A 23,705-nucleotide genomic window follows, 5' to 3' on the forward strand; every position below is an offset into this window, starting at 1 on the left:
GGGATGCCTACGCTGACAGAAACCCAGTCGACCTGGAACCACAGAAGCTGGCTGGAGTGCCCGGCTGGGCAGCTTCATGCCTCGCGTAGTGGGTACAGGGTCTTTAGGTACGCGAAGGCGACGCCCGAGACGCTCGGCGTCCAGCCCTGCTCCTTCTCGACTTCGAGGCAGCGCGATTCTGCATGGGCGCGAAGCCGGCCGTCGGGTCTGACGTTCAGCTGTTTGGCTTTTTCCGCCGTGCCCCTAGAAGCTCTTTTCGGTCGGTCTGGAATGAACTCGCCAGAGACGAAGCGGCGGAGTCCTTCATTTACTCGATCCGTGAGGCTATCGCCCGCGGCCTTAGCCATCATTTTGATGTGCTCGTACTGTTTAGGAGGCATCGGGATAGCCATGTTCCGCTCCCCTTGATTGGCATGGGGGTCAGACCGGCGAAGGCGGCTCCAAGCGCCAGGGGCCAAGACGTCTTCAACGGCCATGGCTAGCTCTGAAGCGCCAACCTCGTGAAGCTTTAACGCTGCCGCGCTCAGTCGATCTCGCAGGGATCCTGCTCCGTCTGAATGCCTCGCCATTAACACTGCCCCCAGATTCGCGACCGACAACTTCGGTTGCCAAGGGTGGCAGAGGTCCCGACGGTCAGCTATACCCCGGCTCCCATCCCGTCCGCCATGGGCCGCATCTGCTCGGCTTTGCCTGGGTCGACGGTGGACGGGATGGGAGCCCACCACGCTTACCACGACGTGCCCGCGGCTGGGGACGGCGTCCCTCCCACCCGGTGTCGGCCGGTCCTAGAAGGCAGATCGACTCCAGGAGCCGAGGCCAGAGCGGGTGGGGGCGGTTACGGGGGGTGCCGACTGTGGCCTTGGACGACCCAGGCGCTGCGCTATGAGGGCGCAACTGGTGCGCTGCAAATCGGAACCCGTGCATCTCGCACCTGCAATCAAGCCCCACAGAACAGACTCATTGGCTAGGATTGAGATGGCCTAGCAGTGGGGGAAACATGAGCGTTGGCAATACTCCGCCTTTCGCAGAACTGCACGCGGGTATCACCGCGAAAGACCTACGAGAAGTAATTGCGAAGTCCGGATACCCGTTCCAAGCCACAGTTGCAGACATTATTCGCTCTTCACCTTTGGGTAATGTGCGAGACTTCAAGATACAAGAGGAGTGGGCGTTCATTGATCGGGACTCTGGGCAAGCTAGATCGATTGACATCCTAGTCGACCTTGCTTTCGCCCATGACTATGATGAGCCTGACTCGAAACTCAGGACCCGGTTGAATCTTCTGGTTGAGTGCAAGCAAAGCGACTTGCCGTACATTTTCTTCCTGCGTAAATCCGCTCCCGTCCCACATAACGAGTTCCCCGAGATTTATGGTCTTGAGAAACAAGATATGCGGGTATTCACAAATGCGGCGAAGGAGGAAGGTTCCAAGAATGACAGCTTCTCATGGTGGGTAAATCTCCGAGATGCTTTGGAATTTGCTGAAGTGCCATTCTTTGGCGCACCTACGCTTTACGCGATTTCCTTCGCCAAGGCCGTCAGGCGTGGTTCCAAACTTGAGCTCACAGGTGAAGATGCATACAGGTCACTGACTCTCCCGCTTCTGAAGGCCGCTGATCACCTCAAGTCACTCAGCAGGCCTACCGAGGGCCATCCACTGCTCTTTCCGCGGATCGTCATCAACTTGGCCGTAGTCAGGGCTCCCATGATCTGCGCCTTTGAAAATAACGGAGAGAGTGAACTCATTGCACTCCCCTGGGTGAGGGTTGGCCACCTGGAACCTACAGAAGGTGGAGAAAATGAGAGAGATCTGAGTGGCGCAGTTCGCTACTTCGACGTCGTGCATGAATCATTCCTCCCGAGGTACCTGGAAGTCCTGTCTCGCGACTCCGATGAAGTCGCCCAGAGGATGCACCAACATTCAAAAGAGGTGGCTAACGGATTGGCCTTTTCCGACATGAGTGCAGGGCACGAATCATTTTCTCCACTCCCTGAGTATTATCACCAATTCCTCTCCAAGCCGTGCACTATAACTTTTCGCCATCACGTGCGGTCCCTAGGGTTGGCGGTTGATAACTCACATGGCGAAATATCGGATCCAAATAATCCCACCGTCATTGGCTGGGTAGACGGATACGACTGGCTATACCCATCAGGGCAGCAACGACCCCAGACCGAGGATCGCTAGAGCAGACGTCGGTGCGGCCTCAATGACCGAGTCAAGCAGGTGAGGTGCCAGCCATCGGTTGAGAACGGCGCCTTAAACCGGGGGCTTCAGCCTTGTTTGGATTGTTGTAGCAGGCCTGCGAAGGGCTGCTTGGCGTTCGGAGTGCCGATGACGTGCTGATGCTGCAGATGGCCATAGCAGTTGCCCAACGGCCCCCGGGGAGGGGGGCGCTGCGGGACGTGCATTATGACACCCAGTCCCTGCCGGTACCGGCAGGGACCTGTACCCGGAGCCAATCGGTGACCCCGCTAAGCATCAGGGCAACACCGTAGGTGATCACTCTTCTTGACTCTAGACGAAACTCCTTTCCTCCATCCTTCACCTCATTAATGGAATCAGTTATGGCGTACGAATCATTGTTCGCCGTGACCAAGCCGGTTAGCATCGGATGGGCGCCTGGTCGAAATATCGGGGCCCCGCTAAGGCCGCCCGGTGCAGGGATACTCATTTCTCCTGCTAGATAGCATCCTCCTTGAGGTATCTCATGATCGTAGAATCGCTGATAATGCCCCTTGAGGAGGCGAGGTACTGGGCCGTTCTCTGCTGTGAAACTAGGGCCTTCCGAGGGGAATCCATAAGTCATGAAGTCCTCACCCAGTGACCAATTCGATACGCGATCCCAGAAAGCATTCTGGGAACGTTCGGGGTATTCATCTGGCTGCTCCCCGAGGAACAACACGGCAATGTCGGCACTCGGATGACGGTGAACTTCGCTGACGCTATCAACGCGACCCAGGCGGGGGAGGTGTACTGCCATGCTCACTTGCCCTTGCGGAACACAATGAGCAGCAGTCAGGGCGATAGTGTCATGGCGAAAGAGGAAGCACGTACCGGTAATTTCAGCCGGTCCATCCTCTTGAGCTGTGAGTAGGCCCGTCGCGGCCAGGGGATCGAATGTCATAAGGTGATTCTGGCTAAGGGAACTTGATTCCGGCAAGCGCTACTGCCCCAGGCGTCGCAACGAGGTCGGTGGAGCGGCTTTGGGCTGGAGCTGCTTTGGGGCGAGTGATCATGGCCCCGTAAGCTCATCGCGAGTCGGGCAGTCTGTGGACCTGCCCGTTAAAGCACGACGTTGGGGCCATGATCTTAGAGGCTCGCCCCAAAGTGGCTGCCTAAAGCCGTGGAGCCGACCGCCCCAGCCGCGATGTACCCCTTCTCTGAGTTCAGTTGGCCGCCAGCTCTTGTCGCGCGGCCTGGTGGACCGGGCCGGAGCGGGGCGGAGACAGGAGCGACGGCCCGGGGAGCCGGGCCGCGCGCGGGGAGCGGAGCGAGCCGCCTTGAACCAGTAGAGAAAGTTGTAACTCAGTCCGTCTATTGGGGCTTGAAGTCGTGTGCGCACGCTGGAAGTTCGGCCGCCTGGCGGTCGGCGAGGGGCAGGAAGACAACCGGTCGTATCGTCCAGGTGATTCGGGTGTCGGCGTGCGTCACTGAGACCGTGCAGGGCTGCATGCCCAGGAGCGCTCTGCGGGTCTGGACCCGTCCCGCGCACAGCCACCCCCAAGCCTCGTCCGAAGCCTCGGCGTCGAGTGCCGGTGAGATGGTGCGGAGTGCGATCGCTACCCACCTGTCGGCCTGCGGTGCAGAGTAGGCGTCGAACGATGCTCGTAGCTGGCGCCCGCCCTGGTGCCCCGTGGTGGTCTCTGTCCAGCACTCGCACCAGTAGCCGCGTCGGGGCCCTCTCATCCGCATGGTTGGACTCCCCGGCCGGCATCGGTGAAGAGCTCCGCGGTGACCGTGTGGCCCTTGTCGCTGTCGTGGACGACGACCCGGTGTGCGATCGCGCTGACCATGCCCAGGCCTCTGCCGTGTTCCGCCTCGTCGTCCTGGCGCTCGACCTTCGGCGCGGTTCTCGTGCCCCCGTCGTCCGTGACCGACAGGGCGACCATCTGCGGTGATACCTCGACGGCCAGGGAGAAGCTGCCCGACTGGCGACCGCTCGCCGTATGCAGGATCGCGTTCGCGCTCAGCTCGCTCACGATCAGCTCGGCGTCCTCCGCCAAGGGCGAGTCACGAAGGATGTCCCGCGTCCAGCGTCGGGCCCGGCTGACCTCTTCTGGGAAACCTGGGCAAGTGAGGCCCCAGACTCGGATAGTGCTCGTATACTCGTGCATACAAGTTCCTTCGTGCTGGTAGGCCGCCATGTGCAGGGGGTTCGAGCTAGACGAGTTTCACGCCGTTGTGGGCGCGGATGGCCGGTGGGGAAGCCGCGTCGAGTGCGTCCAGGACACGGATCGCGTATGCCTCGTCGGCGAGTTCGGTGACTTCGTCGCGGGTGGCCCAGCGCAGAGCTCGGGTCTCGTCGCCGGTGGTGGGCGTGCCGTCGGCGGCCTCGCAGCGGAAGACCATGGAGACGATCAAGCCCGTCATGTTCTTGTAGATGCCGGTGAGGGTCGCGGGAAGTGCGATCTTGATGCCGGTTTCTTCGAGGACCTCGCGTTGCAAGGCCTCGGGGATGGTTTCCTCGCGTTCGAGGATGCCGCCCGGGGGCTCCCAATGGCCGTTGTCGCGGCGCTTGATCAGAAGGGCTCGACCCTGGTCGTCGACGATGACTCCGGCAACGCTCACGGAGTGCGGACGGTCAGTGCTCAAGGTCCTCGGCCCTCTCGGATGGCTAGGCTCTCCACCGTAGCAACAACACTCGCCCACTCGTCTAGATACCTAAAGGAGTACACGTGACGTCACTCCCGAGCCTGCTCGGCGATATCGACCCCACGAGTGATCGTGCGGTCTTTCGGCAGATCGCCGACCAGCTGCGCGAGGCCATCGACCGTGGGCGATTCAAGGAGGGCGAAAAGCTGCCCTCCGAAGCCGAACTCGTCGAGCACTACGGCGTCTCCCGGATGACCGTTCGGAACTCCTTCTCGGTTCTCACGGGTGAGGGCCTGGTCCATGCCGAGCACGGCAAGGGCGTCTTCGTGCGCCCCCGGCCGCCCGTCCGGCGTCTGGCCTCCGACCGCTTCGCCCGGCGCCACCGTGAGCAAGGCAAGTCCGCCTTCATCGTCGAGGCTGACGCTGCGGGCAGTCACCCCCAGGTCGACAGCTTGGAGGTCAAGGAAGAGAAGGCCAGCCAGGACATCTCCACCCGCCTCGGCTCCGTACGGCGCGTGCTCGCTCGTCGGCGCCGGTATCTGCTCGACGGTCGGCCGGTCGAGTTCGCCACCTCTTACCTCCCGCTCGACATCGCGCGCGGAACGCAGATCGCCGAACCCAACCCCGGCCCCGGCGGCATCTACGCCCGCCTCGAAGAGCTGGGGCATCGCCTCGACCACTTCGAGGAGGAGATCCGGGCCCGGATGCCCGCGCCGTCAGAAGTGCGGACGCTCCGGTTGGCCTCTGGCGTGCCCGTGATCCACCTGATTCGCACCGCGTATGACACCGAAGGGCGGGCCGTGGAGGTCTGCGACACCGTCATGGCGGCGGACGCTTACGTCCTGTCGTACCAGCTCCCGGCTACGTGAGGGCCTGACGGCCGTGGCGCGCGGTGGTCCGCTTCCCGAACTCGTACATCCCAACAGGCATACTCGTATAGACGAGTGGGCAAGTTGTGTGGCAACGTGGTCGTCGTTCCCGGAGATCGGGTTCGAAGGCTGCATCTTGTATAGACGAGTAGATGGGAAGAATCTTGCGAACCATCCGTGTGGAGACCTCCGCCGCCACGATCCTGCTGACTGAGGCGCCCGAGCCCAAGGTCCGCGACCGGCAGACGGGCGAGATCGCCAAGGACATCAACAGCGGTGAAGCCCTGATGACGATCGGCGTCGTCTACATCGAAGAGGGGGAGTCGTCCCTGATCAAGGTGACCATCCCGGAGAGCGGAGTGTCCGAGGGGCTGACGCTCGGTGCGCCGGTCTCGCTTCCGGGGCTCGTGGCCCGGCCGTGGGAGAGCGTGTTCAACGGCCAGCAGCGGCACGGCATCGCCTACCGCTGCGCCGCCGTCACTCCGGCAGCCTTCCCGGCGGCCATGGAGGCCTCGGCCTGATGACCGACCTGACGACGCTTCTGGAGGTGGGTGGTCCTGTCGCCGCACTCGGCGGCGGGGCTGCCTACACCCGGGCCAAGCACCCCGAGATCTACTGGTCTGCGGTCGGCCTGCCGATGTCCACGGCCCGGCTGCTCAGCTCGTACGGATCGGTCATGGAGGCCTGCGGCCTGACCGTGATGCCGTCACGAATGCGGGTCCTGGCGGTCAAGGCCACTACCCGTGGGGAGGTTCGGCCCGTACCGCCTCGTCGCGGGATCATCCGCCCGACCACAACCGGGTTACGACTCCGTCTGCGGCTCGCACCGGGCCAGGAGCCCGCCGACGTGGCCGCCTCCGCCGAACGGCTACGGCACGCCTGGGGAGTTCACGCCGTCTACGTGACCACGGTCAAGCCTGGCGTGGTCGACCTGCGACTCGTGGGCTACGACGTGCTGCGCAAGGTCCGTATGCCGCGCAAAGCGGTGGGCGGGGCCCTGCAAGTTCCCGTAGCGCTGCGGGAAGACGCGACTCCCTTCGTACGCGACTACCGCGTTGTGCCGCACGGCCTCTCCCTGGGCGCCACGCTGTCGGGCAAGTCGATGTACCTGCGGCACCTCGTTGCCGGACTCGCACCGCAGCCCGTCGCCTTGGTGGGCGTCGACTGCAAGCGCGGTGTGGAGCTGGCGCCCTTCGCCCCAAGACTGTCGGCGCTCGCCACCGACCCTGAGCAGGCTGCCGACTTGTTGCCCGTACTCATCAAGGAGATGGAGGACCGGTACGACCTGATCAAGGCACGCCAGAGGATCACCCCGGGCACCCCGAACGAGGAGATCACCTCCGACATCTGGGGGCTTCCCGAGCAGGAACGACCCGTGCCCGTAGTCCTGTTCGTCGACGAAGTGGCGGAACTCTTCCTCGTCGCCACGAAGAAGGAGGAAGAGCGGCGGGACGAGATGGTCACTCAGCTCATCCGGCTTGCTCAGCTCGGCCGCGCGGCCGGTATCTACCTGGAGGTGTGCGGGCAGCGATTCGGCGCCGAGCTCGGCAAGGGCGCCACGATGCTCCGAGCCCAGTTGACCGGCCGCGTCTGCCACCGAGTGAACGACGAAGCCTCCGCGAAAATGGCGCTCGGCGACATCGCCCCCGAAGCGGTCTCGGCCGCCTGCGCCATCCCTGCCGAACGGCCCGGCCTCGCCGTCGCCGGTGACACCTCGGGCGGCTGGTCCCGCATCCGTACCCCGTATCTCTCGCTGTCCGACGCCGCTGAGACCTGCCGCGCGTCAGCCCACATGGTCCCCGACCTGCCCGCACTGAAGCCCTTCCGGCCCTCCGTGCCCATGCAGCCGGTCGAGTCCTCGGCCTCGGTCGTGCAGCCGCGCCCGGTCACTGGCTGAGCCGCACCTTCCCACCCCGGTCGGCGTGACCGTCTCGCGCCACGTCCCTACCCCTGCCATGCCTGAATCCGGAAGGAGTCGCAGCATGCGCGCCCAACTGGCCCGTGTCGACGCGGTACTCGTCCAGGCCGTCATCGCCGCCGCCCTGTCCTTCGCCCACCTGCACGACGTCGCCTCGGCGGCCGGACAGGACGGGTGGAAAGCGTGGGCCTATCCGGTCTCGGTCGACCTGCTGCTCGTCGCTGCCTGGCGTCGACTGCGCACCGGTGAGGCCAAAGCCGCGGGCTGGTGCTGGTTCGTCATCGCGCTCGCGGCCTCGCTAGGCGCGAATGTCGCCACCGCTGGACTGCTCGACTTGAACCATGTCCCGGCCTGGCTCCGCATCCTCGTCGCGGGCTGGCCTGCTGTCGCCTTCCTCGGCGGAACGCTCCTCGCCCACTCGGCGCCGAACCGGCATGGCGTGACCGAGGAGTACGGCCGAGAGCCCGAGCGCATCGACGACCAGGAGGGCGACGACCAGGAGCACGCGCCCGATCCCGTGCCAGAGCTCCCGCCGCCACCGGCCACCGAACCTGCGCCCACTCCGACCCCTCCAACTCCCGTCTCCGTCCCGGCCGCCCTGGTCGACCACGCCCGCAAAGTCGCCACCGAGCACCACACCCGCACGGGGACGGCCATCGACTCCACGACCCTGCGCGCCCGCCTGGGCGTCCCGATGCCCATGGCCGACGCCATCGCCGCTCAGCTCTGAAAGCTCGGAACGTTCTGAAGGGAGATCCACATGAGCGCCAACCGCCGTTTCCGCTCCGTCGCCCGTATCGGTCCCGTCCAGGTCGGCACGTCGTACGACAGTCGGGGCCGCGAGAAGCACACCGCTGCCTGCACGGCCCCGCGCTGCGGCTTCTCCGCCGACTACGACAGCCGCGCCGCCGCCGAGCTGGCCGCCCGCACCCACCGCTGCCCCGTCCGCTGAAAGGACCCGCCTCCGTGACCGTCAGCCTGCCGCTCGTGTTCGTCCTCGGCCTCTTTGCCTGGGGAGCGGTCAAGTTCCTCGGCGTCCGCACGTGGATCGTCGTGGTGATCGCACTGTTCGGCTTCTGGCTCTCGCACACCTTCATGGCCCCGGCCATCGAATCCGGCACGCGCTCCGGCGTGGACGTCGTAAACGGCTCACATGACTAGACGAGTAGGTAAGGAGAACATCGCCGTGTTCCTGCCCAAGTACCCCGACAGCCCGACGCCGCCCGCGCACATCCACACCGTGGCCGATCCGGCCCTCGCGCCCCGGCCGACGCCCCAGATATCCGTCACCTCCGGGGCGGTCGTGGCCGTCCTCGTCGGCGGCGTCGTGCTGACCGCGCTCCTGGCCGCCGTCGCCGTCACGGCCATCTCCGTCGCCGTGTGCGCCGTGGTCATCCGCTCGATGCTCCGCGACCAGCGGCGGCGCTAGTCGCCAGCACTGACAGACCCCCGGGGCGGCCCTGATACCGCCAAGCATCCGCCGCCCCGGGGGCCCTGCCCCTCCTAGCCGAAGCCAGAAGGAGAACCGCCATCATCACCCGCGCCACCCCGCCCCCGCTCCGCGAACTGGGTCAACTGGCCGCACTCGGCACCATGCCCGCGCTCCTGCGCCAACTCTCCGGACTCGGCGGCTGCACGCACCCGATCCGCCTCGACGGCCACCGCACCGAGCACACCGTGAACACCCGTACCGGCGAGATCGGCGACGTGCTCCACCACCTCGACTCGACCGCCCTCCCGGCCGGTCACCTTCTCGTCCGCTGCAACAACCGCCGTACGACCCGCTGCGCGGCCTGCGCGGAGGTCTACCGCCGCGACACCTTCCACCTGATCACCTCCGGCCTCCGTGGCGGCAAGGGCGTCCCCGAACAGGTCGCCGCCCACCCCCGCGTCTTCGCCACCTTCACCGCCCCCGGCTTCGGCCCGGTCCACAACCGCCCCAAGGGCCCGGCCCGAACGGTCCACCCCTGCCGCTGCGGCGTCGTCCACGACCAGGAGGACGCCGCCCTCGGCACTCCGCTGGACCCCGACACCTACGACTACGAAGCGGCCGTGCTCTGGAACGCGCATGCCGGAGCGCTCTGGCGGCGCGTCTCCACCTACGTCCGCCGAGAGGTCGCCAAGCGCGCCGGACTCACTCAGCGAGCCTTCCGCGAGTACGCGCGGGTGTCCTTCGCCAAGGTCGCCGAGTACCAGAAGCGCGGTTCGGTCCACTTCCACGCGGTCATCCGTATCGACGGCCCGGGAGGCGGTGACACCCCGCCTCCCGCCTGGGCGACCGCCGAGCTACTCACCGACGCCATCCGAGCTGCCGCGACCGCCGCCAGCGTGGACGGCCCGGTCATCGACGGGCGCGCCCACGCCTTCGCCTTCGGCCGCCAACTCGACGTACGCACGATCCGCTCGGCCGACTTCGACGGTGGCCAGGACCTGACCGAACGGGCTGTCGCCGCGTACATCGCCAAGTACGCGACCAAGGGCGCGGAGACCGCCACGGGAGCTCTGGACCGTCCGCTCAAGTTCCTCGCCGAACTCGCCCAGCTCGACATCAGCGATCACGCCAAGCGCCTCATCAGGGGCGCCTGGGAGCTCGGTGCTCGCAAGGAACTCGAACACCTCCGCCTTCGCGCCTGGGCCCACATGCTCGGCTTCCGCGGCCACTTCTCGACGAAGTCCCGCCGCTACTCCACCACGCTCGGCGCGCTCCGCACGGCCCGCGCCGAATGGCGCGCAGCCCAGGCCGCATCGGCCACCGCTGACCCGACCACCTACGGAAATCCGGAGGTGGTGGTCGACACGACCCTCGTGCTCGCCCACTGGGTCTACGCCGGAACCGGCCTCACCGACACCGAAGCCTGGCTCGCCGAAACCATCGAACCCGCCCTGGGAACGGAAGGAGAACCGACCCGTGACTGAGTCCAGTTCCGCTGTCGCCGTCCTGGAGGCCGTCGATTCCGCCTTGGTGCTGCTGACCGTCGAGGAGGCGGCTCGGCGACTGCGTATCGGACGTACGACGGCCTTCCGGCTCGTCCTGGCCGGAGAGATCGAATCGGTGACCGTCGGGCGGCTGCGCAGGGTTCCCGCCGACGCTCTGCCCGCCTTCGTGGCGAAGCTGCGGCACCGCTCCGCAGAAGCGGCCTGAGGAGGGGCGACATGGCAGAGCAGAAGAAGCGCACTCGTCAGCCCAACGGGGCCTCGTCCATCTACCTCGGCAAGGACGGCAAATGGCACGGCCGAGTCACCGTCGGAGTGCGTGACGACGGCAAGCCGGATCGTCGACACGTCGAGCGGAAGACCCGCGCCGAAGTCACCAAAGCAGTAAGGCAGATGGAGCGGGACCGTGACGCCAAGAAGCTCCGGAAGCCGGGCCAGAGCTGGACCGTGCAGAGCTGGCTTGAGCACTGGGTCGAGAACATCGCCAAGCCGTACGTCTCCGAGAACACGTACGACGGGTACGAGGTCGACGTACGCGTGCACATCGTTCCCGGCCTGGGCGCCCACAAGCTCGACAAGGTGGAGCCCGAGCACCTGGAGCGCTTCTACCGGAAGATGCAGCAGTCCGGGAGCTCGGCCGGCACCGCCCACCACGTTCACCGGACCGTCCGGGTCGCCCTCGGCGAGGCCGTGAGGCGCGGGCATGTCGCTACGAACGTCGCCGAGATCGCCAAGGCCCCACGCCTCGAAGAGGAGGACATCGAACCGTTCACCATCGAGGAGGTTCAGAGCGTGCTGGTGGAGGCGGCCAAGCTGCGCAACAGTTCCCGCTGGGTGGTCGCCCTGGCGCTCGGCCTCCGGCAAGGAGAAGCGCTTGGGCTGCACTGGGAGGACGTCGACCTCGACGCGGGCTACGCCCGTATCCGTAAGAACCGGCTGCGGCCGAAGTACGCGCACGGCTGTGGCGCCAAGCCTTGCGGACGCAAGCCTGGCTACTGCCCGCACCGCGAGCAGATCCGGCGTGAGCACAAGAGCACCAAGTCTCGTGCCGGGCGGCGCACGATCGGACTGCCCGATCCGCTCATCAAGCTCTTGCGCCAGCACCAGGAGGAGCAGAGCAGGGAGCGGACCGCAGCTGGGGCCGACTGGGAGGGGAAGGGGTACGTCTTCGCGTCTCCGCTCGGTGGGCCGCTGAACCCCAACACCGACTTCCACGTGTGGAAGCGGCTGCTTCGGGACGCGGGCGTACGAGACGGCCGACTTCATGACGCACGCCACACTGCCGCGACCGTGCTCCTGCTCCTCGGCGTTCCGGACGTCGTCGTCGACTCGATCATGGGCTGGGAGCCCGGGGGAGCGGCCCGGATGCGCGCTCGGTACATGCACATCACCGGGCCGATGCTGCGGAAGGTCGCGCAGCAGGTTGGCGATGCACTCTGGGAGCCGCCTCCGGCAGCCCCAGAAGCCGACTGAGACGGAAACTGAGACGGACAACGGAGAAGGGCCCCGCTGCAAGCAGCGGGGCCCTTCAACATCGTGCCCGGTGAGGCACTGGCGGAGGATACGAGATTCGAACTCGTGAGGGGTTGCCCCCAACACGCTTTCCAAGCGTGCGCCCTAGGCCACTAGGCGAATCCTCCGCCGCAAACAATACAAGACGTTGAGGAGTGCTCGCGAACACGATCCGCCTCCGGTGCCGAGATCGCTCCCGAGATCGTTCCGTGGCGGCCGTCGGGGTGGGGTCCGGCGTCGCTTCCGGGCCCGGGGATCGGCTAGGGTGGGGCTCAGCCCCTCACGTGGCGCTATCTGACTGAACTCCCCCAGGGCCGGAAGGCAGCAAGGGTAGGTTGGCTCTGGCGGGTGCGTGGGGGGCGCTTTGCGTTCGCGGTACGTGTTGTCAGTGGGCGCCTATAACCTCGTATGTGTGTCGTCTCTCGCGTTGTACCGCCGCTATCGCCCGGAGTCGTTCGCCGAGGTCATCGGGCAGGAGCATGTAACCGACCCGTTGCAGCAGGCGCTGCGCAACAACCGGGTCAATCACGCCTACCTGTTCAGTGGTCCGCGCGGCTGCGGCAAGACGACCAGCGCGCGCATCCTGGCCCGCTGTCTCAACTGTGAGCAAGGTCCCACCCCGACGCCCTGCGGCGAGTGCCAGTCCTGCCGCGACCTGGCGAGGAACGGCCCGGGGTCGATCGACGTCATCGAGATCGACGCGGCTTCGCACGGTGGCGTGGACGACGCCCGTGACCTGCGCGAGAAGGCCTTCTTCGGCCCGGCGAGCAGTCGGTACAAGATCTACATCATCGACGAGGCGCACATGGTCACCCCGGCGGGCTTCAACGCCCTGCTGAAGGTGGTCGAGGAGCCGCCGGAGCACCTCAAGTTCATCTTCGCGACGACGGAGCCCGAGAAGGTCATCGGGACGATCCGCTCGCGCACGCACCACTATCCGTTCCGCCTCGTGCCGCCCGGGACGCTCCGGCAGTATCTGGCCGAGGTGTGCGGCCGGGAGCAGATGGCCGTCGAGGAGGGCGTGTTCCCGCTGGTCGTGCGGGCCGGTGCCGGGTCCGTGCGTGACTCGATGTCGGTCATGGACCAGCTGCTCGCGTCCGCGGCGGACGACGGTGTGACGTATGCCATGGCGACGTCCCTGCTCGGGTACACGGACGGGTCGTTGCTCGACGCCGTGGTGGAGGCCTTCGCGTCGGGGGACGGGGCGGCGGCCTTCGAGATCGTCGACAGCGTCATCGAGGGCGGGAACGACCCGCGGCGCTTCGTCGCCGATCTTCTGGAGCGGCTGCGGGATCTGGTGATCCTCGCGGCGGTTCCGGACGCGGCGGAGAAGGGGCTCATCGACGCCCCCTCGGACGTCGTGGAGCGGATGCAGGCGCAGGCGAGCGTCTTCGGCGGCGCGGAGCTCAGCCGCGCGGCCGACCTCGTGAACGAAGGCCTCACGGAGATGCGGGGGGCGACCTCGCCCCGGCTGCAGCTGGAGCTGATCTGCGCGCGCGTGCTGCTCCCGGCTGCGTACGACGACGAGCGCTCGCTCATGGCCCGGCTCGACCGGCTGGAGCGTGGCGGCAATTTCATGGCGGGGGCGCCGCAGGTGGGCGGGGCTCCTGGGTCCGCTCCTGGGTCCGTTCCTGGACCTGCGATGGCGTACGTTCCCGGGCCCGATGCCCATGCCGGGGCGCAGCAGCAGGGGGCCCCGGTCCCGCCGGGCGGTGGGCCTGCGGCGGCGCGGGCGGCTGTGCGGGGCGGGGGGCCTGAGCAGGAGGCGGCTCCTGCGGTTCCTGTGGCTCCTCCCGCTGCTCCTACTCCTCCGGCTCCTCCTGCTCCCGAGGTGGCGGCTGCCGCGCCGTCCGGTGAGCGTCGGCCCGGTGGGTGGCCCACGGCTTCGGCGCCGGGGAGCGGCCCCGCTGCGGCTCCGGCCCCGTCCGCGCCTCCGGAGGCGGCTGCCCCTCGCCCGGGCGGCTGGCCCACGGCCGCGTCCGCGGGAAGCGTCGCTCCGGCGCCGCAGCAGCCTGCTCCGGCGGCTTCGGCTCCGACGCCCGCTCCAACCCCGGCTGCGGCTGCGGCTCCGGTGGGCGGGCCCGACCCGCGCACCCTGTGGCCGAACATCCTGGACGCGGTGAAGGGGCGCCGCCGCTTCACCTGGATCCTGCTGAGCCAGAACGCCCAGGTGGCGGGCTTCGACGGGACGACACTGCAGATCGGCTTCGTCAACGCGGGTGCGCGGGACAACTTCGCCAGCAGCGGCAGTGAGGATGTGCTGCGGCAGGCGTTGTCGGAGCAGTTCGGGGTGCAGTGGAAGGTCGAGGCGATCGTCGACCCCTCCGGGGGCTCGGCGCCGCCGCCCGCGGCGGGCAACTTCGGCGGCAGCGCGCCGCCGCCGGCCCGCCCGGCCCCGCAACAGCAGCAGCAGCAGTCGCCGCCGCCCGCCGCGCACCGGGCACCGGCGCCGACTCCCACTCCGGCCCCCGCCCCGGCCCCGGAGCACGTCTCCGCGGAGGACGACGTCCCGGCGGACGACGACCCCGACCTGGTCGAGTCGGCCCTGTCGGGCCACGACCTGATCGTCCGCGAACTGGGCGCGACGATCGTCGAGGAATACAACAACGAACCCTGATGTCCTCTGGCCCCTGGGCCCTGGCCACCCCCGCGTGGTGAGGTAGGGGTAGGAGCAGCACAGGGGCCGCCGTCCCTGGCCGTCCCGCCGCTTCGCGGCGGATGTTCCCCGCCCACCCGCCCGTTCACCCCGCCGCGCGCCCCGCACGTAGGAGCAACGACGCCTGCCCAGCTCAGCTGCCGTTCCGCGACGCCGGGGATGGACGGCACCGCAGGGTAATCGGGTGGGTGGGCGGGAAAGATCCGCCGCGAAGCGGCGGGCCGGTCCGGACTCGGCCCACAGGCGAAAACGCGGTGCCCCCGGGGATAGGGCAGCGGATCGAGTGGGCCAGTTCGGGCTCAACCCGCCGGTGAAGGCGTCGCGCCCCCGGCTGCCCGCAGGCGAAGGCACGGCGCCCCCGGCGAAGGGCAGCGGATCGAGCGGGCCAGTTCGGGCTCAGCCCGCCGGTGAAGGTGTCGCGCCCCCGGCCCACGGCTCCGTGGACTGGAGGAACGTACAGGTGGCGGAGGGGTCCTCCGTGGGGCTCCCGTACGAACGCACCGGCCCGCGCCAGCTAGGCTGGCGCCCGTGAAGGTCCTCGTCATCGGCAGTGGTGCCCGCGAACACGCCCTGTGCCGCTCTCTGTCCCTCGACCCCGACGTCTCCGCCCTGTACTGCGCCCCCGGCAACGCCGGCATCGCGGACGTGGCCGAGCTGTACCCGGTCGACGCCCTCGACGGCAGCGCGGTGGCCGCCCTCGCCACCCGGCTCGGCGCCGAGCTGGTGATCGTGGGCCCGGAGGCACCCCTCGTCGCCGGAGTCGCCGACGCCGTACGCGCCGCCGGCATCCCCTGCTTCGGGCCCTCCGAGGAGGCCGCCCAGCTGGAGGGCTCCAAGGCCTTCGCCAAGGACGTGATGGCGGGCGCCCAGGTGCCCACCGCCCGGTCCTACGTCTGCACCACCCCCGAAGAGGTCGACGAAGCCCTCGACGCCTTCGGAGCGCCGTACGTCGTCAAGGACGACGGCCTCGCCGCCGGCAAGGGCGTCGTCGTCACGGACGACATCGAGGCCGCCCGCGCCCACGCCCTCGCCTGCGACCGCGTCGTCATCGAGGAGTTCCTCGACGGCCCCGAGGTCTCGCTCTTCGCCATCACGGACGGCATCACCGTCGTCCCGCTCCAGCCCGCGCAGGACTTCAAGCGCGCGCTGGACGGCGACGAAGGGCCGAACACCGGCGGCATGGGCGCGTACTCGCCCCTCCCGTGGGCCGACCCGAAGCTCGTCGACGAGGTCATGCAGAGCGTTCTGCAGCCCACCGTCGACGAGCTGCGCCGCCGCGGCACTCCCTTCTCCGGGCTGCTCTACGCGGGCCTCGCGATCACCAGCCGCGGCGTACGCGTCATCGAGTTCAACGCCCGCTTCGGCGACCCCGAGACGCAGGTCGTCCTCGCCCGCCTGAAGACCCCGCTCGCCGGAGTCCTGCTGGCCGCCGCGAACGGCACCCTCGTCGACCTGCCCCCGCTGCGCTGGAGCGACGACGCCGCGGTCACCGTGGTCATCGCCTCGCACAACTACCCGGAGACCCCGCGCACCGGCGACCCCATCGAGGGGCTCGGCGACGTCGCGGCACAGGATGCCCCGGATGCGTACGTCCTGCACGCGGGGACGAAGCGCGACGGCGACGCCGTGGTCAGCGCGGGCGGCCGTGTGCTCTCCGTGACCGCGACCGGCGCGGATCTGACCGCGGCGCGCGAGCGCGCGTACGCGGCGCTGTCCCGCATCCGCCTCGACGGCTCCCAGCACCGCACGGACATCGCGGCGAAGGCGGCGTCGGACGCGGCGGAGGCGTAACAGAGGTCGCCTCACCCGCTTCCCACGTGGCACCCACGCGGCACCCATGAACGGCTCACAGGCCCCGGATCCCACCCTGGATCCGGGGCCTGTCCGTCGTCCGCCAGTCGTCCGCCAGTCGTCCGCCCGTCACCCGCCCCGTCATCCACCTTTACCCAAAGCCATTCCATCGAGTGACCGCTGGCCCATCCGGCTGACGATGCCCTGTGCCCCAACTAGGGTGCGGCGCAAGCGGTTCAGGTGCCCAGAGCCAAACAGACCACCGGCATTGCGATGTCGGTGGCGGGTGCCACAGTGGGGGAGTGAGTAAATCCATCGGCGGCTGCCGTCCGCCCGCGGTCCCGGCCCATGGCCGGTCGGCGGGCGTCCCAGGCAGCAGGGGGTGACATCGGTCGTGTCAGGTACGGGTGTGGAGGTGGGCGTGCAGTCCGCGCGTTCCCAGGCGCTCGCCGTGCTGCGCATCCGCAGCAGGGCCCTTGCCGTCGCACTGCTGCCAGCGGCCGTCGCCGTCGTGCTGATCGCGGGCGGGGCCACGGGCCATGTCAGCGGCGGGAGTTGGGACGTCGTGCGCGGCGCCGTGACGGCCGTCGCCGCCCTGGTGCTGCTCGCCGCCGCGGCCGTCGCGCTCGTGGTCGCGCGGTCCAGGCCCGCCGTCAGCCCCACCGTCCCGATCGCCGAGAGCTCGGCCCCGGATCTGTACCGCCTGGTGCGGGACCTCGCCGACCGTCTGGACGTGCCCGCGCCGTCGGCGATAGCGCTCACCCCGGACTGCGACAGCTGGCTGGAGGACCGCACCCACCCGGCGCACGGCCCGCCCGCGGAGACCTCCGCCCAGGCATCGGCGGAGGGCGCGGAGGGCAATGGCGTACGAGACGGCCGCCCCGCCCCGCGCCGCCCGGCCCCCGTGGCTCCGGTGCTCGTCATCGGCTCCCCGTTCCTGTGGTGGATGCGGGTCGGCGAGCTCCGCGCGGTGCTCGCCCCGGTCGTGGCCGGCACCGGCCCCTCGGCGCATCCCGACATAGCCGCGGCCCGGCGCTTCATCCGCGGCCTCGACGCCGCGGTCGCGGTCACCTCCGCACCGGGGCGCGGTCCGCTGGTGCGCACGGTCCTCGGCGGCATCGGCTGGGTGACACGGCTGCTCCTGCGCAGCTGCCGGGGGCATGCCGGCGAGATGGAGCGCGGGGTGGCGGCAGCCGCCGCCGAGCGCGCCCAGGCCGTTGACTACGGAGTGCGGATCGTCGCCCAGGAGCAGGTGGGCCTGGCGTACGCCGGGTGGGACCGGCTCCTGACCAAGGTCGCGCTGCCCGCCTGGCGGATGGGCCGCTGGCCCTCGCGCCTGGACGCAGGCGTGGTCTCCGCCCTCACCGAGCTCTCCCGCAGGGACCGCCTGGCCGAGGGCTTCACGTCCCGCCTGGGCGAGCGCCCCGCCTGTGACCTCCTGGAGGAGCCGGGTTCGGTGGACGAGGCGGCTTCGCTGCTCGCCGCCCGCCTCTTCCACGGCGGCCCCGCCGAGCAGGGCCCGGACTGGGCGCCGGTGGCGTGGCAGGAGTATCCGGACGAGGTCGTCGACCGCAAGTGGCGCATGGACGCCGCCCGCCTCCACCGGGTCCTGGACTCCCTGGGCGTCGGCCACGCCGCCGACCCGACGGCCCCCGACTCCGAGGGGCCGACGCTGGGCCGCGTGCTGGACCACCTGACGGCGGAGGAGGCGGAAGAGGCGGAAGAGGCGCGGGAGGCAGGGGAGGGCAACAGGCCCGACGGGCCCGCCACCTTCACCACCGAACCTGGCGCCCTCACCCCCGGCGGCGAAGAGCCCCCGTACGGCGAAGAGCCCGCGTATGGCGCTGTGCCCGCACCCAGCGAGTCCAGCGAGTCCAGCGAGCTCAACGAAATGGTCGCGTACGGCGAAGGCTCCGAGGACTCCGCGGACCCCGAGGACCCGGAAGAGTCCACCGACGGCCCCGGCGGGCTCCTGGCCGCAGGCCTCAGCGCGGAGCTCGCCCGCGAGGAGGCCGCCGCGCCGCCCCGCCCGGCGCCCACGGGGCAGGGCCCGGACGACGCGCTCTGGGACGACGGCATGCTGCCGCTCTTCCCGCTCCAGCCGCCGCGCACGGGAAGGGAGTTGCTGGCCGATCACGTCACGGCGCTCGTCTGCTGCGCGGCCGTGGACACGGCGGGCGCCGCCCCCGGTCTCGACTGGCTGGACGGCCCGTCCCTCCTGATCGACGGCGAGCGCGCGGCGGACCTCACGCCGCATGTCCGGAGCCTCGTGGAGGACGGCGACTCCATCCCGCTGCGCGGCTGGCTCGCCCGCCTGGGCGTCCGCCCGGAGAAGCCGGTCCGGCTGGTCTGAGCCGGGCTTCTTCCACCGGTCCGGCTGGTCTGAGCCGGGCTCCTTCCACCGGTCCGGCCGGCCCGAGCCGAGCCCCGCAACGAGCCCTCGCGACGAGCCCCGCAACGACCCTCCACTCCCGCCAACACCCGGAACGTTCCCTTCCGTTCTCGACGATTAGCGACGAACGGTGACGGAGTGCGTGCGTAATGTGATGTGCTGGGATCGACCGCCGGTCCGAACGTGCCAGCAGTAGCGCCACACACCACAGAGCAATCTCGGGGGAGCAGCGAGGGAGGGGTACACACATGGGGTCGGAGCAGATCCGCAGGTGGGAATCGGGCGCCCTGGCGCACGCCGTGACCGACCCCTTCGGGCAGGGGCCCCTGCCCTGGCTCCGAGGCGCCGAGCACTACTTCGACGACACGGGCCAGGTCGTTCCCTGGTACGTCGACCACGCCCCGGCCCCCGGCGCGCAGAACATCCCCGCGCCCCGCGACCGCGTCCGGACGAACGGCCCCCGCACCGCCGACGACGTGCACGGCCAGATCAAGGGCTTCGCCTCCACCGGCGCCGCGGCCCCCGGCGAGGCGATCGACTTCCACGTGACGGTGGACCCGCCCCAGCAGTTCAGCGTCGACATCTACCGCATCGGGCACTACGGCGGCGACGGCGCCAGCAAGATCACCACGAGCCCGCGCCTCTCCGGCATCGTCCAGCCGCCCCCGCTCACCGCCGACCGCACGGTCTCCTGCCACCACTGGTGGCTCTCCTGGCGGCTGCAGATCCCGAGCTACTGGAGCGTCGGGGCGTACGTGGCGGTCCTCACCACCGTCGGCGGCTACCGCTCGCACGTCCCCTTCACGGTCCGCGACGACCACCGCGCCGATCTGCTCCTGCTGCTGCCGGACATCACCTGGCAGGCGTACAACCTCTACCCCGAGGACGGCCGCACGGGCGCGAGCCTCTACCACGCGTGGGACGAGAAGGGCCGTCTCCTGGGCGAGAGCCAGGCCGCGCACACGGTCTCCTTCGACCGTCCGTACGCGGGCGCGGGACTGCCCCTGCACGTGGGCCACGCCTACGACTTCATCCGCTGGGCCGAGCGGTACGGCTACGACCTCGCGTACGCCGACACCCGCGACCTGCATGCGGGACGCATCGATCCGACCCGTTACCGGGGCCTGGTCTTCCCGGGTCACGACGAGTACTGGTCGTCGAACATGCGCCGCACCACGGAGCGGGCCCGCGAGCACGGCACGTCGCTCGTCTTCCTATCCGCCAACACGATGTACTGGCAGGTGGAGTTGGGCCCTTCGCCGTCCGGCGTTGCGGACCGCCTGCTGACCTGCCGCAAGCGCCACGGCCCCGGCAGACCCGCCCTCTGGCGCGAGCAGGACAAGGCCGAGCAGCAGCTCCTGGGCATCCAGTACGCGGGCCGGGTCCCGGAGCCGGCTCCCCTCGTCGTGCGCAACGCCGACCACTGGCTGTGGGAGGCGACCGGCGCGCACGAGGGGGACGAGCTCGCCGGCCTGGTCGCGGGCGAGGCGGACCGCTATTTCCCGCGCACCGCGCTCCCGGAGCACCAGGGCCGCATCCTCCTCGCCCACTCTCCGTACGAGGACTCCGAGGGCGTCACGCGCCACCAGGAGTCGTCCCTCTACCGCGCCCCCTCCGGTGCCCTGGTCTTCGCCTCCGGCACCTTCGCCTGGTCCCCGGCGCTCGACCGCCCCGGCCATGTGGACACCCGCGTCCAGCGGGCCACCGCCAATCTCCTTGACCGCATCTGCAAACGGGACTGAGACCGGCCCCACGCACCCTCGGGACAACCCCTGGCCAAAAGCTGCCGCCCCATGCGGGAGAATCGGCAGCACTCAGTCAGAACCACGGGGAGGAACCGTGTCCGGATTCGTAGAAAAGCCCGAGCCGCTTCAGGTGCCGGGCCTGGTGCATGTGCACACCGGCAAGGTGCGCGACCTGTACCGGAACGAGGCGGGCGACCTCGTGATGGTCGCGAGCGACCGCATGTCCGCCTACGACTGGGTGCTGCCCACGGAGATCCCTGACAAGGGCAGGGTCCTCACGCAGCTCTCCCTGTGGTGGTTCGACCAGCTCGCCGACCTCGTCCCCAACCACGTCATCTCCACCGACGTACCGGCCGGCGCCCCCGCCGACTGGGAGGGCCGCACCACGGTCTGCAAGTCCCTGGAGATGGTCCCGGTCGAGTGCGTGGCCCGCGGCTATCTCACGGGCTCCGGCCTGGTCGAGTACAACGCGACGCGCACCGTCTGCGGCCTCGCGCTGCCCGACGGCCTGACCGACGGCTCGGAGCTGCCCGCACCGATCTTCACGCCCGCCACGAAGGCGGAGGTGGGCGAGCACGACGAGAACGTGAGCTACGAGGAAGTGGCCCGCCAGGTGGGCGCGGAGACGGCGGCGCAGCTGCGCCAGTCGACCCTGGCGGTCTACGGCCGGGCCCGTGACATCGCCCGCGACCGCGGTGTGATCCTCGCCGACACGAAGTTCGAGTTCGGCTTCGACGGCGAGGACCTCGTGATCGCCGACGAGGTCCTGACTCCGGACTCGTCGCGCTTCTGGCCCGCGGACAGCTGGGAGCCGGGCCGCGCCCAGCCGTCGTTCGACAAGCAGTTCGTCCGCGACTGGCTGACCTCGCCGGTCTCCGGCTGGGACCGCAAGAGCGAGCAGCCGCCGCCCCCGCTGCCGCAGGACGTGGTGGACGCCACGCGCGCCAAGTACATCGAGGCGTACGAGCGTCTGACGGGCACGGCCTGGTAGCGGCGGAACCCAGGAACGAGAAGAACCCCCGGGCCGAGAGGCACCGGGGGTTCTTCATGTGGAGCGGACGACCAGGTTCGAACTGGCGACCTCAACCTTGGCAAGGTTGCGCTCTACCAACTGAGCTACGTCCGCGCTGCGCCGAAGCGCGAGGACAACTATACCCAACCTCGCTCGCGTGCGAGACGCACCGCGGCATGACGGTTCTCCGCCCCGGTCTTGGTGACGGCCGACGAGAGGTAGTTGCGGACGGTCCCCTGGGACAGCGCGGCCCGCTCGGCGATCTCCGCGACGGGCGCACCGTGGGCGGCCAGTTCGAGCACTTCGGCCTCGCGGGCGGTCAGCGGAGAGTCCCCGGCGGAGATCGCGTCGGCGGCCAACTCCGGGTCCACATAGCGGTTACCGGCGTGAACGGTCCGGATGATCTCGGCGAGGCGCTGCGCGCTCACGGTCTTCGGGACGAAGCCCCGTACCCCCACCGCGAGTGCCCGCTTGAGATGCCCCGGTCTGCCATGACTCGTCACGATCATGGTGCGGCAGTGCGGCAGTTCGTCCCGCAGCGATGTGGCGACACTCACACCGTCGGCGCCCGGCATCTCCAGATCGAGCACGGCCACATCGGGCCGGTGTGCCCGAGCCATGGCCAGGGCCTCGGGCCCGGTGGCCGCCTCGGCGACCACGACCAGATCGTCCTCAAGGGCGAGGAGCGCGGCGAGGGCGCCGCGGATGAGGTGCTCGTCGTCGGCGAGCAGTACGCGCAGGCTCATGGCGCGACCCTTTCGGCTTCCTGGTGGCCGTCCTGTTTCTGGTTGCCGGCCCGTTCCTGATGGCCGTCCTGCTCCCGGCTGCCCCGCGGGCGGGTCAGCGGCACCTCGGCGGCAAGGCGGAACCGCCCGTCGCGGGACGCGAAGTCCAGCGTCCCGCCCACCGCGGAGAGCCGCTCCCGAAGCCCGGCGAGCCCGGACCCCGTACTGCCGTCGGATGTCACCTCGGGCGCCCCGTCGTTCTCGACGACCAGAGTCGTACGGTCCTCAGAGATCGCCAGAGCGATGTCGCACCGCTGCGCGTCCCCGTGCCGCAGCACATTGGTGGTCGCCTCCCGCACGACCCACCCCAGAGCGGACTGCACGGACAGCGAAAGCCCCGCCGACGAACCGCTCACCCGGCAGTCGATCCCCGCCGCCTCGAGGACGCCCTGCGCCCCGGCGAGTTCGACCGCGAGATCGGCCTCCCGGTACCCCCGCACCACTTCCCGCACCTCCCGCTGCGACTCCTGCGCGATCCGCTGCACCTCGACCATCTGGTCGACGGCCTCGGGCCGCCCCCGCTTGGCCAGTTGCACGGCCAACTCGCTCTTCAGCGCGATGACGGCGAGGTTGCGCCCCATCACGTCGTGCAGATCCCGCCCGAACCGCAGCCGCTCCTCGGCCACCGCGAGCCGTGCCTCGACCTCGCGGGCCCGGTCGGCCTCCCACATCACGGAGAGCGTCCAGGCGCCGCAGCGCGAGGAGAGCAGGGAGACCAGCGTGCCGAACGCGATCACCAGAGCCGTGCCCACGAGCTGCCCGCCGCGGACGCCGACCGCGGCGAACCCGGCCACTGTCGCGGCGTCGATCACGGCGAACCGGATCAAGAAGGCGCGGATCGGTACGGCGAAGGCCAGCGACTGTCCGTAGGGCATCACCGCGAACATCAAGGCGAGGGTGAGCATCTCCGCCTTGACCCCGCCCACGGTCTGTAGGGCGAGCACGAGGCCCAGCGTCATGACCAGGAGCGCGAGCGACACGGCGAGGTCGCGGCGCGGCGGCTCCGCGCGCTTCAGGAAGTGATCGAGGGAGCGGCGCAGCGTGCGGTTGACGTGCACGCACTGCACGAGGGCCACGCCGATCAGCGTGCAGCCGAGGACCATCGGGACGGTGTCGCGCCGCAGGGTCACGGCCAGCGGCACCGAGGCCCAGCTGAGGAAGAAGAGCCAGGGCATGGCGTGCCACATGGCCATGCTCTGGAACTCGACCTTCTCGATCTTGCTCCGCTCATGCCAGCCGCGCTGCAGCCCACGGAATCGGCCGACCACCACTTGA

Annotated in this window: 23 protein-coding genes, 2 tRNA genes and 1 other RNA gene; 17 read left to right on the forward strand and 9 right to left on the reverse strand. The window is 69.2% G+C overall.

Annotated features, from left to right (window positions below):
* Positions 1-74: 74 nt before the first annotated feature.
* Positions 75-392 (reverse strand): hypothetical protein, encoded by a 318-nt coding sequence (locus ACZ6ZP_RS41560; RefSeq protein ID WP_469410470.1) that lies wholly within the window; start codon positions 390-392, stop codon positions 75-77.
* A 605-nt stretch (positions 393-997) separates the two neighbouring features.
* On the opposite strand from ACZ6ZP_RS41560, the gene ACZ6ZP_RS41565 reads away from it, so the two are divergent.
* On the forward strand, positions 998-2,188 hold the full coding sequence (locus ACZ6ZP_RS41565) for a hypothetical protein (protein ID WP_469410471.1): 1,191 nt from the start codon (positions 998-1,000) through the stop codon (positions 2,186-2,188).
* A gap of 223 nt (positions 2,189-2,411) precedes the next feature.
* Here ACZ6ZP_RS41565 and ACZ6ZP_RS41570 read toward each other — a convergent pair whose 3' ends face one another.
* From ACZ6ZP_RS41570 to ACZ6ZP_RS41585, 4 genes are all read right to left on the reverse strand, one after another.
* On the reverse strand, positions 2,412-3,128 hold the full coding sequence (locus ACZ6ZP_RS41570) for a S1 family peptidase (protein ID WP_469410472.1): 717 nt from the start codon (positions 3,126-3,128) through the stop codon (positions 2,412-2,414).
* Positions 3,129-3,538: 410 nt separating this feature from the next.
* Entirely contained in the window at positions 3,539-3,916 is a 378-nt protein-coding gene (locus ACZ6ZP_RS41575) for a hypothetical protein (RefSeq protein ID WP_469410473.1), read from the reverse strand.
* Positions 3,907-4,338, reverse strand: a complete 432-nt coding sequence (locus tag ACZ6ZP_RS41580; protein ID WP_469410474.1) for an ATP-binding protein — start codon at positions 4,336-4,338, stop codon at positions 3,907-3,909. The genes ACZ6ZP_RS41575 and ACZ6ZP_RS41580 overlap by 10 nt, the downstream gene beginning before the upstream one ends.
* Positions 4,339-4,384: 46 nt before the next feature.
* A complete protein-coding gene (locus ACZ6ZP_RS41585) occupies positions 4,385-4,792 on the reverse strand; it encodes an NUDIX hydrolase (protein ID WP_469410475.1) in 408 nt (135 codons plus the stop codon).
* A 107-nt stretch (positions 4,793-4,899) separates the two neighbouring features.
* On the opposite strand from ACZ6ZP_RS41585, the gene ACZ6ZP_RS41590 reads away from it, so the two are divergent.
* From ACZ6ZP_RS41590 to ACZ6ZP_RS41635, 10 genes are all read left to right on the forward strand, one after another.
* A complete protein-coding gene (locus tag ACZ6ZP_RS41590; RefSeq protein WP_469410476.1) occupies positions 4,900-5,685 on the forward strand; it encodes a GntR family transcriptional regulator in 786 nt (261 codons plus the stop codon).
* A gap of 164 nt (positions 5,686-5,849) precedes the next feature.
* Positions 5,850-6,206, forward strand: a complete 357-nt coding sequence (locus tag ACZ6ZP_RS41595; RefSeq protein ID WP_469410477.1) for an SCO3933 family regulatory protein — start codon at positions 5,850-5,852, stop codon at positions 6,204-6,206.
* A complete protein-coding gene (locus tag ACZ6ZP_RS41600; RefSeq protein ID WP_469410478.1) occupies positions 6,206-7,582 on the forward strand; it encodes an FtsK/SpoIIIE domain-containing protein in 1,377 nt (458 codons plus the stop codon). The genes ACZ6ZP_RS41595 and ACZ6ZP_RS41600 overlap by 1 nt, the downstream gene beginning before the upstream one ends.
* An 85-nt stretch (positions 7,583-7,667) precedes the next feature.
* Complete coding sequence (locus ACZ6ZP_RS41605; protein ID WP_469410479.1) at positions 7,668-8,333, forward strand: DUF2637 domain-containing protein; 666 nt, start codon at positions 7,668-7,670, stop codon at positions 8,331-8,333.
* A gap of 30 nt (positions 8,334-8,363) precedes the next feature.
* Complete coding sequence (locus ACZ6ZP_RS41610) at positions 8,364-8,555, forward strand: mobile element transfer protein (RefSeq protein ID WP_365859152.1); 192 nt, start codon at positions 8,364-8,366, stop codon at positions 8,553-8,555.
* A gap of 14 nt (positions 8,556-8,569) precedes the next feature.
* Positions 8,570-8,764, forward strand: a complete 195-nt coding sequence (locus ACZ6ZP_RS41615; protein WP_205034603.1) for a hypothetical protein — start codon at positions 8,570-8,572, stop codon at positions 8,762-8,764.
* Positions 8,765-8,789: 25 nt separating this feature from the next.
* Positions 8,790-9,032 (forward strand): SpdD protein, encoded by a 243-nt coding sequence (locus ACZ6ZP_RS41620; RefSeq protein ID WP_469410493.1) that lies wholly within the window; start codon positions 8,790-8,792, stop codon positions 9,030-9,032.
* Between the two features lie 164 nt (positions 9,033-9,196).
* Positions 9,197-10,519, forward strand: a complete 1,323-nt coding sequence (locus ACZ6ZP_RS41625; protein ID WP_469410480.1) for a replication initiator — start codon at positions 9,197-9,199, stop codon at positions 10,517-10,519.
* Positions 10,512-10,745: an excisionase family DNA-binding protein gene (locus tag ACZ6ZP_RS41630; RefSeq protein WP_383272017.1), complete on the forward strand. Its 234-nt coding sequence runs from the start codon at positions 10,512-10,514 to the stop codon at positions 10,743-10,745. The genes ACZ6ZP_RS41625 and ACZ6ZP_RS41630 overlap by 8 nt, the downstream gene beginning before the upstream one ends.
* Positions 10,746-10,756: 11 nt before the next feature.
* Complete coding sequence (locus tag ACZ6ZP_RS41635; protein ID WP_469410481.1) at positions 10,757-12,010, forward strand: tyrosine-type recombinase/integrase; 1,254 nt, start codon at positions 10,757-10,759, stop codon at positions 12,008-12,010.
* 79 nt (positions 12,011-12,089) lie between these two features.
* Here the strand turns inward: ACZ6ZP_RS41635 and ACZ6ZP_RS41640 are convergent.
* A tRNA-Ser gene (locus ACZ6ZP_RS41640) sits at positions 12,090-12,177 on the reverse strand.
* Between the two features lie 143 nt (positions 12,178-12,320).
* On the opposite strand from ACZ6ZP_RS41640, the gene ffs reads away from it, so the two are divergent.
* The 6 genes from ffs (at position 12,321) to ACZ6ZP_RS41670 (ending at position 21,624) form a co-directional block, all read left to right on the forward strand.
* An RNA gene (gene ffs, locus ACZ6ZP_RS41645) (signal recognition particle sRNA small type) lies at positions 12,321-12,419 on the forward strand.
* 42 nt (positions 12,420-12,461) lie between these two features.
* Positions 12,462-14,666, forward strand: a complete 2,205-nt coding sequence (locus tag ACZ6ZP_RS41650; RefSeq protein WP_469410482.1) for a DNA polymerase III subunit gamma and tau — start codon at positions 12,462-12,464, stop codon at positions 14,664-14,666.
* Positions 14,667-15,233: 567 nt separating this feature from the next.
* Positions 15,234-16,496: a phosphoribosylamine--glycine ligase gene (gene purD / locus ACZ6ZP_RS41655; RefSeq protein WP_351167470.1), complete on the forward strand. Its 1,263-nt coding sequence runs from the start codon at positions 15,234-15,236 to the stop codon at positions 16,494-16,496.
* A 394-nt stretch (positions 16,497-16,890) separates the two neighbouring features.
* On the forward strand, positions 16,891-18,849 hold the full coding sequence (locus ACZ6ZP_RS41660; protein ID WP_469410483.1) for a hypothetical protein: 1,959 nt from the start codon (positions 16,891-16,893) through the stop codon (positions 18,847-18,849).
* Between the two features lie 287 nt (positions 18,850-19,136).
* Complete coding sequence (locus ACZ6ZP_RS41665) at positions 19,137-20,630, forward strand: N,N-dimethylformamidase beta subunit family domain-containing protein (protein WP_469410484.1); 1,494 nt, start codon at positions 19,137-19,139, stop codon at positions 20,628-20,630.
* Between the two features lie 97 nt (positions 20,631-20,727).
* Positions 20,728-21,624, forward strand: a complete 897-nt coding sequence (locus tag ACZ6ZP_RS41670) for a phosphoribosylaminoimidazolesuccinocarboxamide synthase (RefSeq protein ID WP_351167476.1) — start codon at positions 20,728-20,730, stop codon at positions 21,622-21,624.
* Positions 21,625-21,683: 59 nt separating this feature from the next.
* On the opposite strand, the gene ACZ6ZP_RS41675 is transcribed toward ACZ6ZP_RS41670, so the two are convergent.
* From ACZ6ZP_RS41675 to ACZ6ZP_RS41685, 3 genes are all read right to left on the reverse strand, one after another.
* Positions 21,684-21,759 (reverse strand) — tRNA-Gly (locus ACZ6ZP_RS41675).
* Between the two features lie 23 nt (positions 21,760-21,782).
* Positions 21,783-22,391: a response regulator transcription factor gene (locus ACZ6ZP_RS41680; protein ID WP_351167478.1), complete on the reverse strand. Its 609-nt coding sequence runs from the start codon at positions 22,389-22,391 to the stop codon at positions 21,783-21,785.
* Positions 22,388-23,701 carry a sensor histidine kinase gene (locus tag ACZ6ZP_RS41685; protein ID WP_351167480.1) on the reverse strand — a complete coding sequence of 438 codons (1,314 nt, stop codon included), beginning with the start codon at positions 23,699-23,701 and terminating at the stop codon, positions 22,388-22,390. The genes ACZ6ZP_RS41680 and ACZ6ZP_RS41685 overlap by 4 nt, the downstream gene beginning before the upstream one ends.
* Positions 23,702-23,705 lie beyond the last annotated feature (4 nt).

It is taken from the genome of Streptomyces sp. NPDC054047, assembly GCF_055585065.1.

Coding starts and splice junctions, on each gene's coding strand:
- ACZ6ZP_RS41560 (WP_469410470.1), bottom strand. CDS start 392: ATGGCTATCCCGATGCCTCCTAAACAGTACGAGCACATCAAAATGATG.
- ACZ6ZP_RS41565 (WP_469410471.1), top strand. CDS start 998: ATGAGCGTTGGCAATACTCCGCCTTTCGCAGAACTGCACGCGGGTATC.
- ACZ6ZP_RS41570 (WP_469410472.1), bottom strand. CDS start 3,128: ATGACATTCGATCCCCTGGCCGCGACGGGCCTACTCACAGCTCAAGAG.
- ACZ6ZP_RS41575 (WP_469410473.1), bottom strand. CDS start 3,916: ATGCGGATGAGAGGGCCCCGACGCGGCTACTGGTGCGAGTGCTGGACA.
- ACZ6ZP_RS41580 (WP_469410474.1), bottom strand. CDS start 4,338: ATGCACGAGTATACGAGCACTATCCGAGTCTGGGGCCTCACTTGCCCA.
- ACZ6ZP_RS41600 (WP_469410478.1), top strand. CDS start 6,206: ATGACCGACCTGACGACGCTTCTGGAGGTGGGTGGTCCTGTCGCCGCA.
- ACZ6ZP_RS41605 (WP_469410479.1), top strand. CDS start 7,668: ATGCGCGCCCAACTGGCCCGTGTCGACGCGGTACTCGTCCAGGCCGTC.
- ACZ6ZP_RS41610 (WP_365859152.1), top strand. CDS start 8,364: ATGAGCGCCAACCGCCGTTTCCGCTCCGTCGCCCGTATCGGTCCCGTC.
- ACZ6ZP_RS41625 (WP_469410480.1), top strand. CDS start 9,197: ATGCCCGCGCTCCTGCGCCAACTCTCCGGACTCGGCGGCTGCACGCAC.
- ACZ6ZP_RS41635 (WP_469410481.1), top strand. CDS start 10,757: ATGGCAGAGCAGAAGAAGCGCACTCGTCAGCCCAACGGGGCCTCGTCC.
- ACZ6ZP_RS41665 (WP_469410484.1), top strand. CDS start 19,137: ATGGGGTCGGAGCAGATCCGCAGGTGGGAATCGGGCGCCCTGGCGCAC.
- ACZ6ZP_RS41680 (WP_351167478.1), bottom strand. CDS start 22,391: ATGAGCCTGCGCGTACTGCTCGCCGACGACGAGCACCTCATCCGCGGC.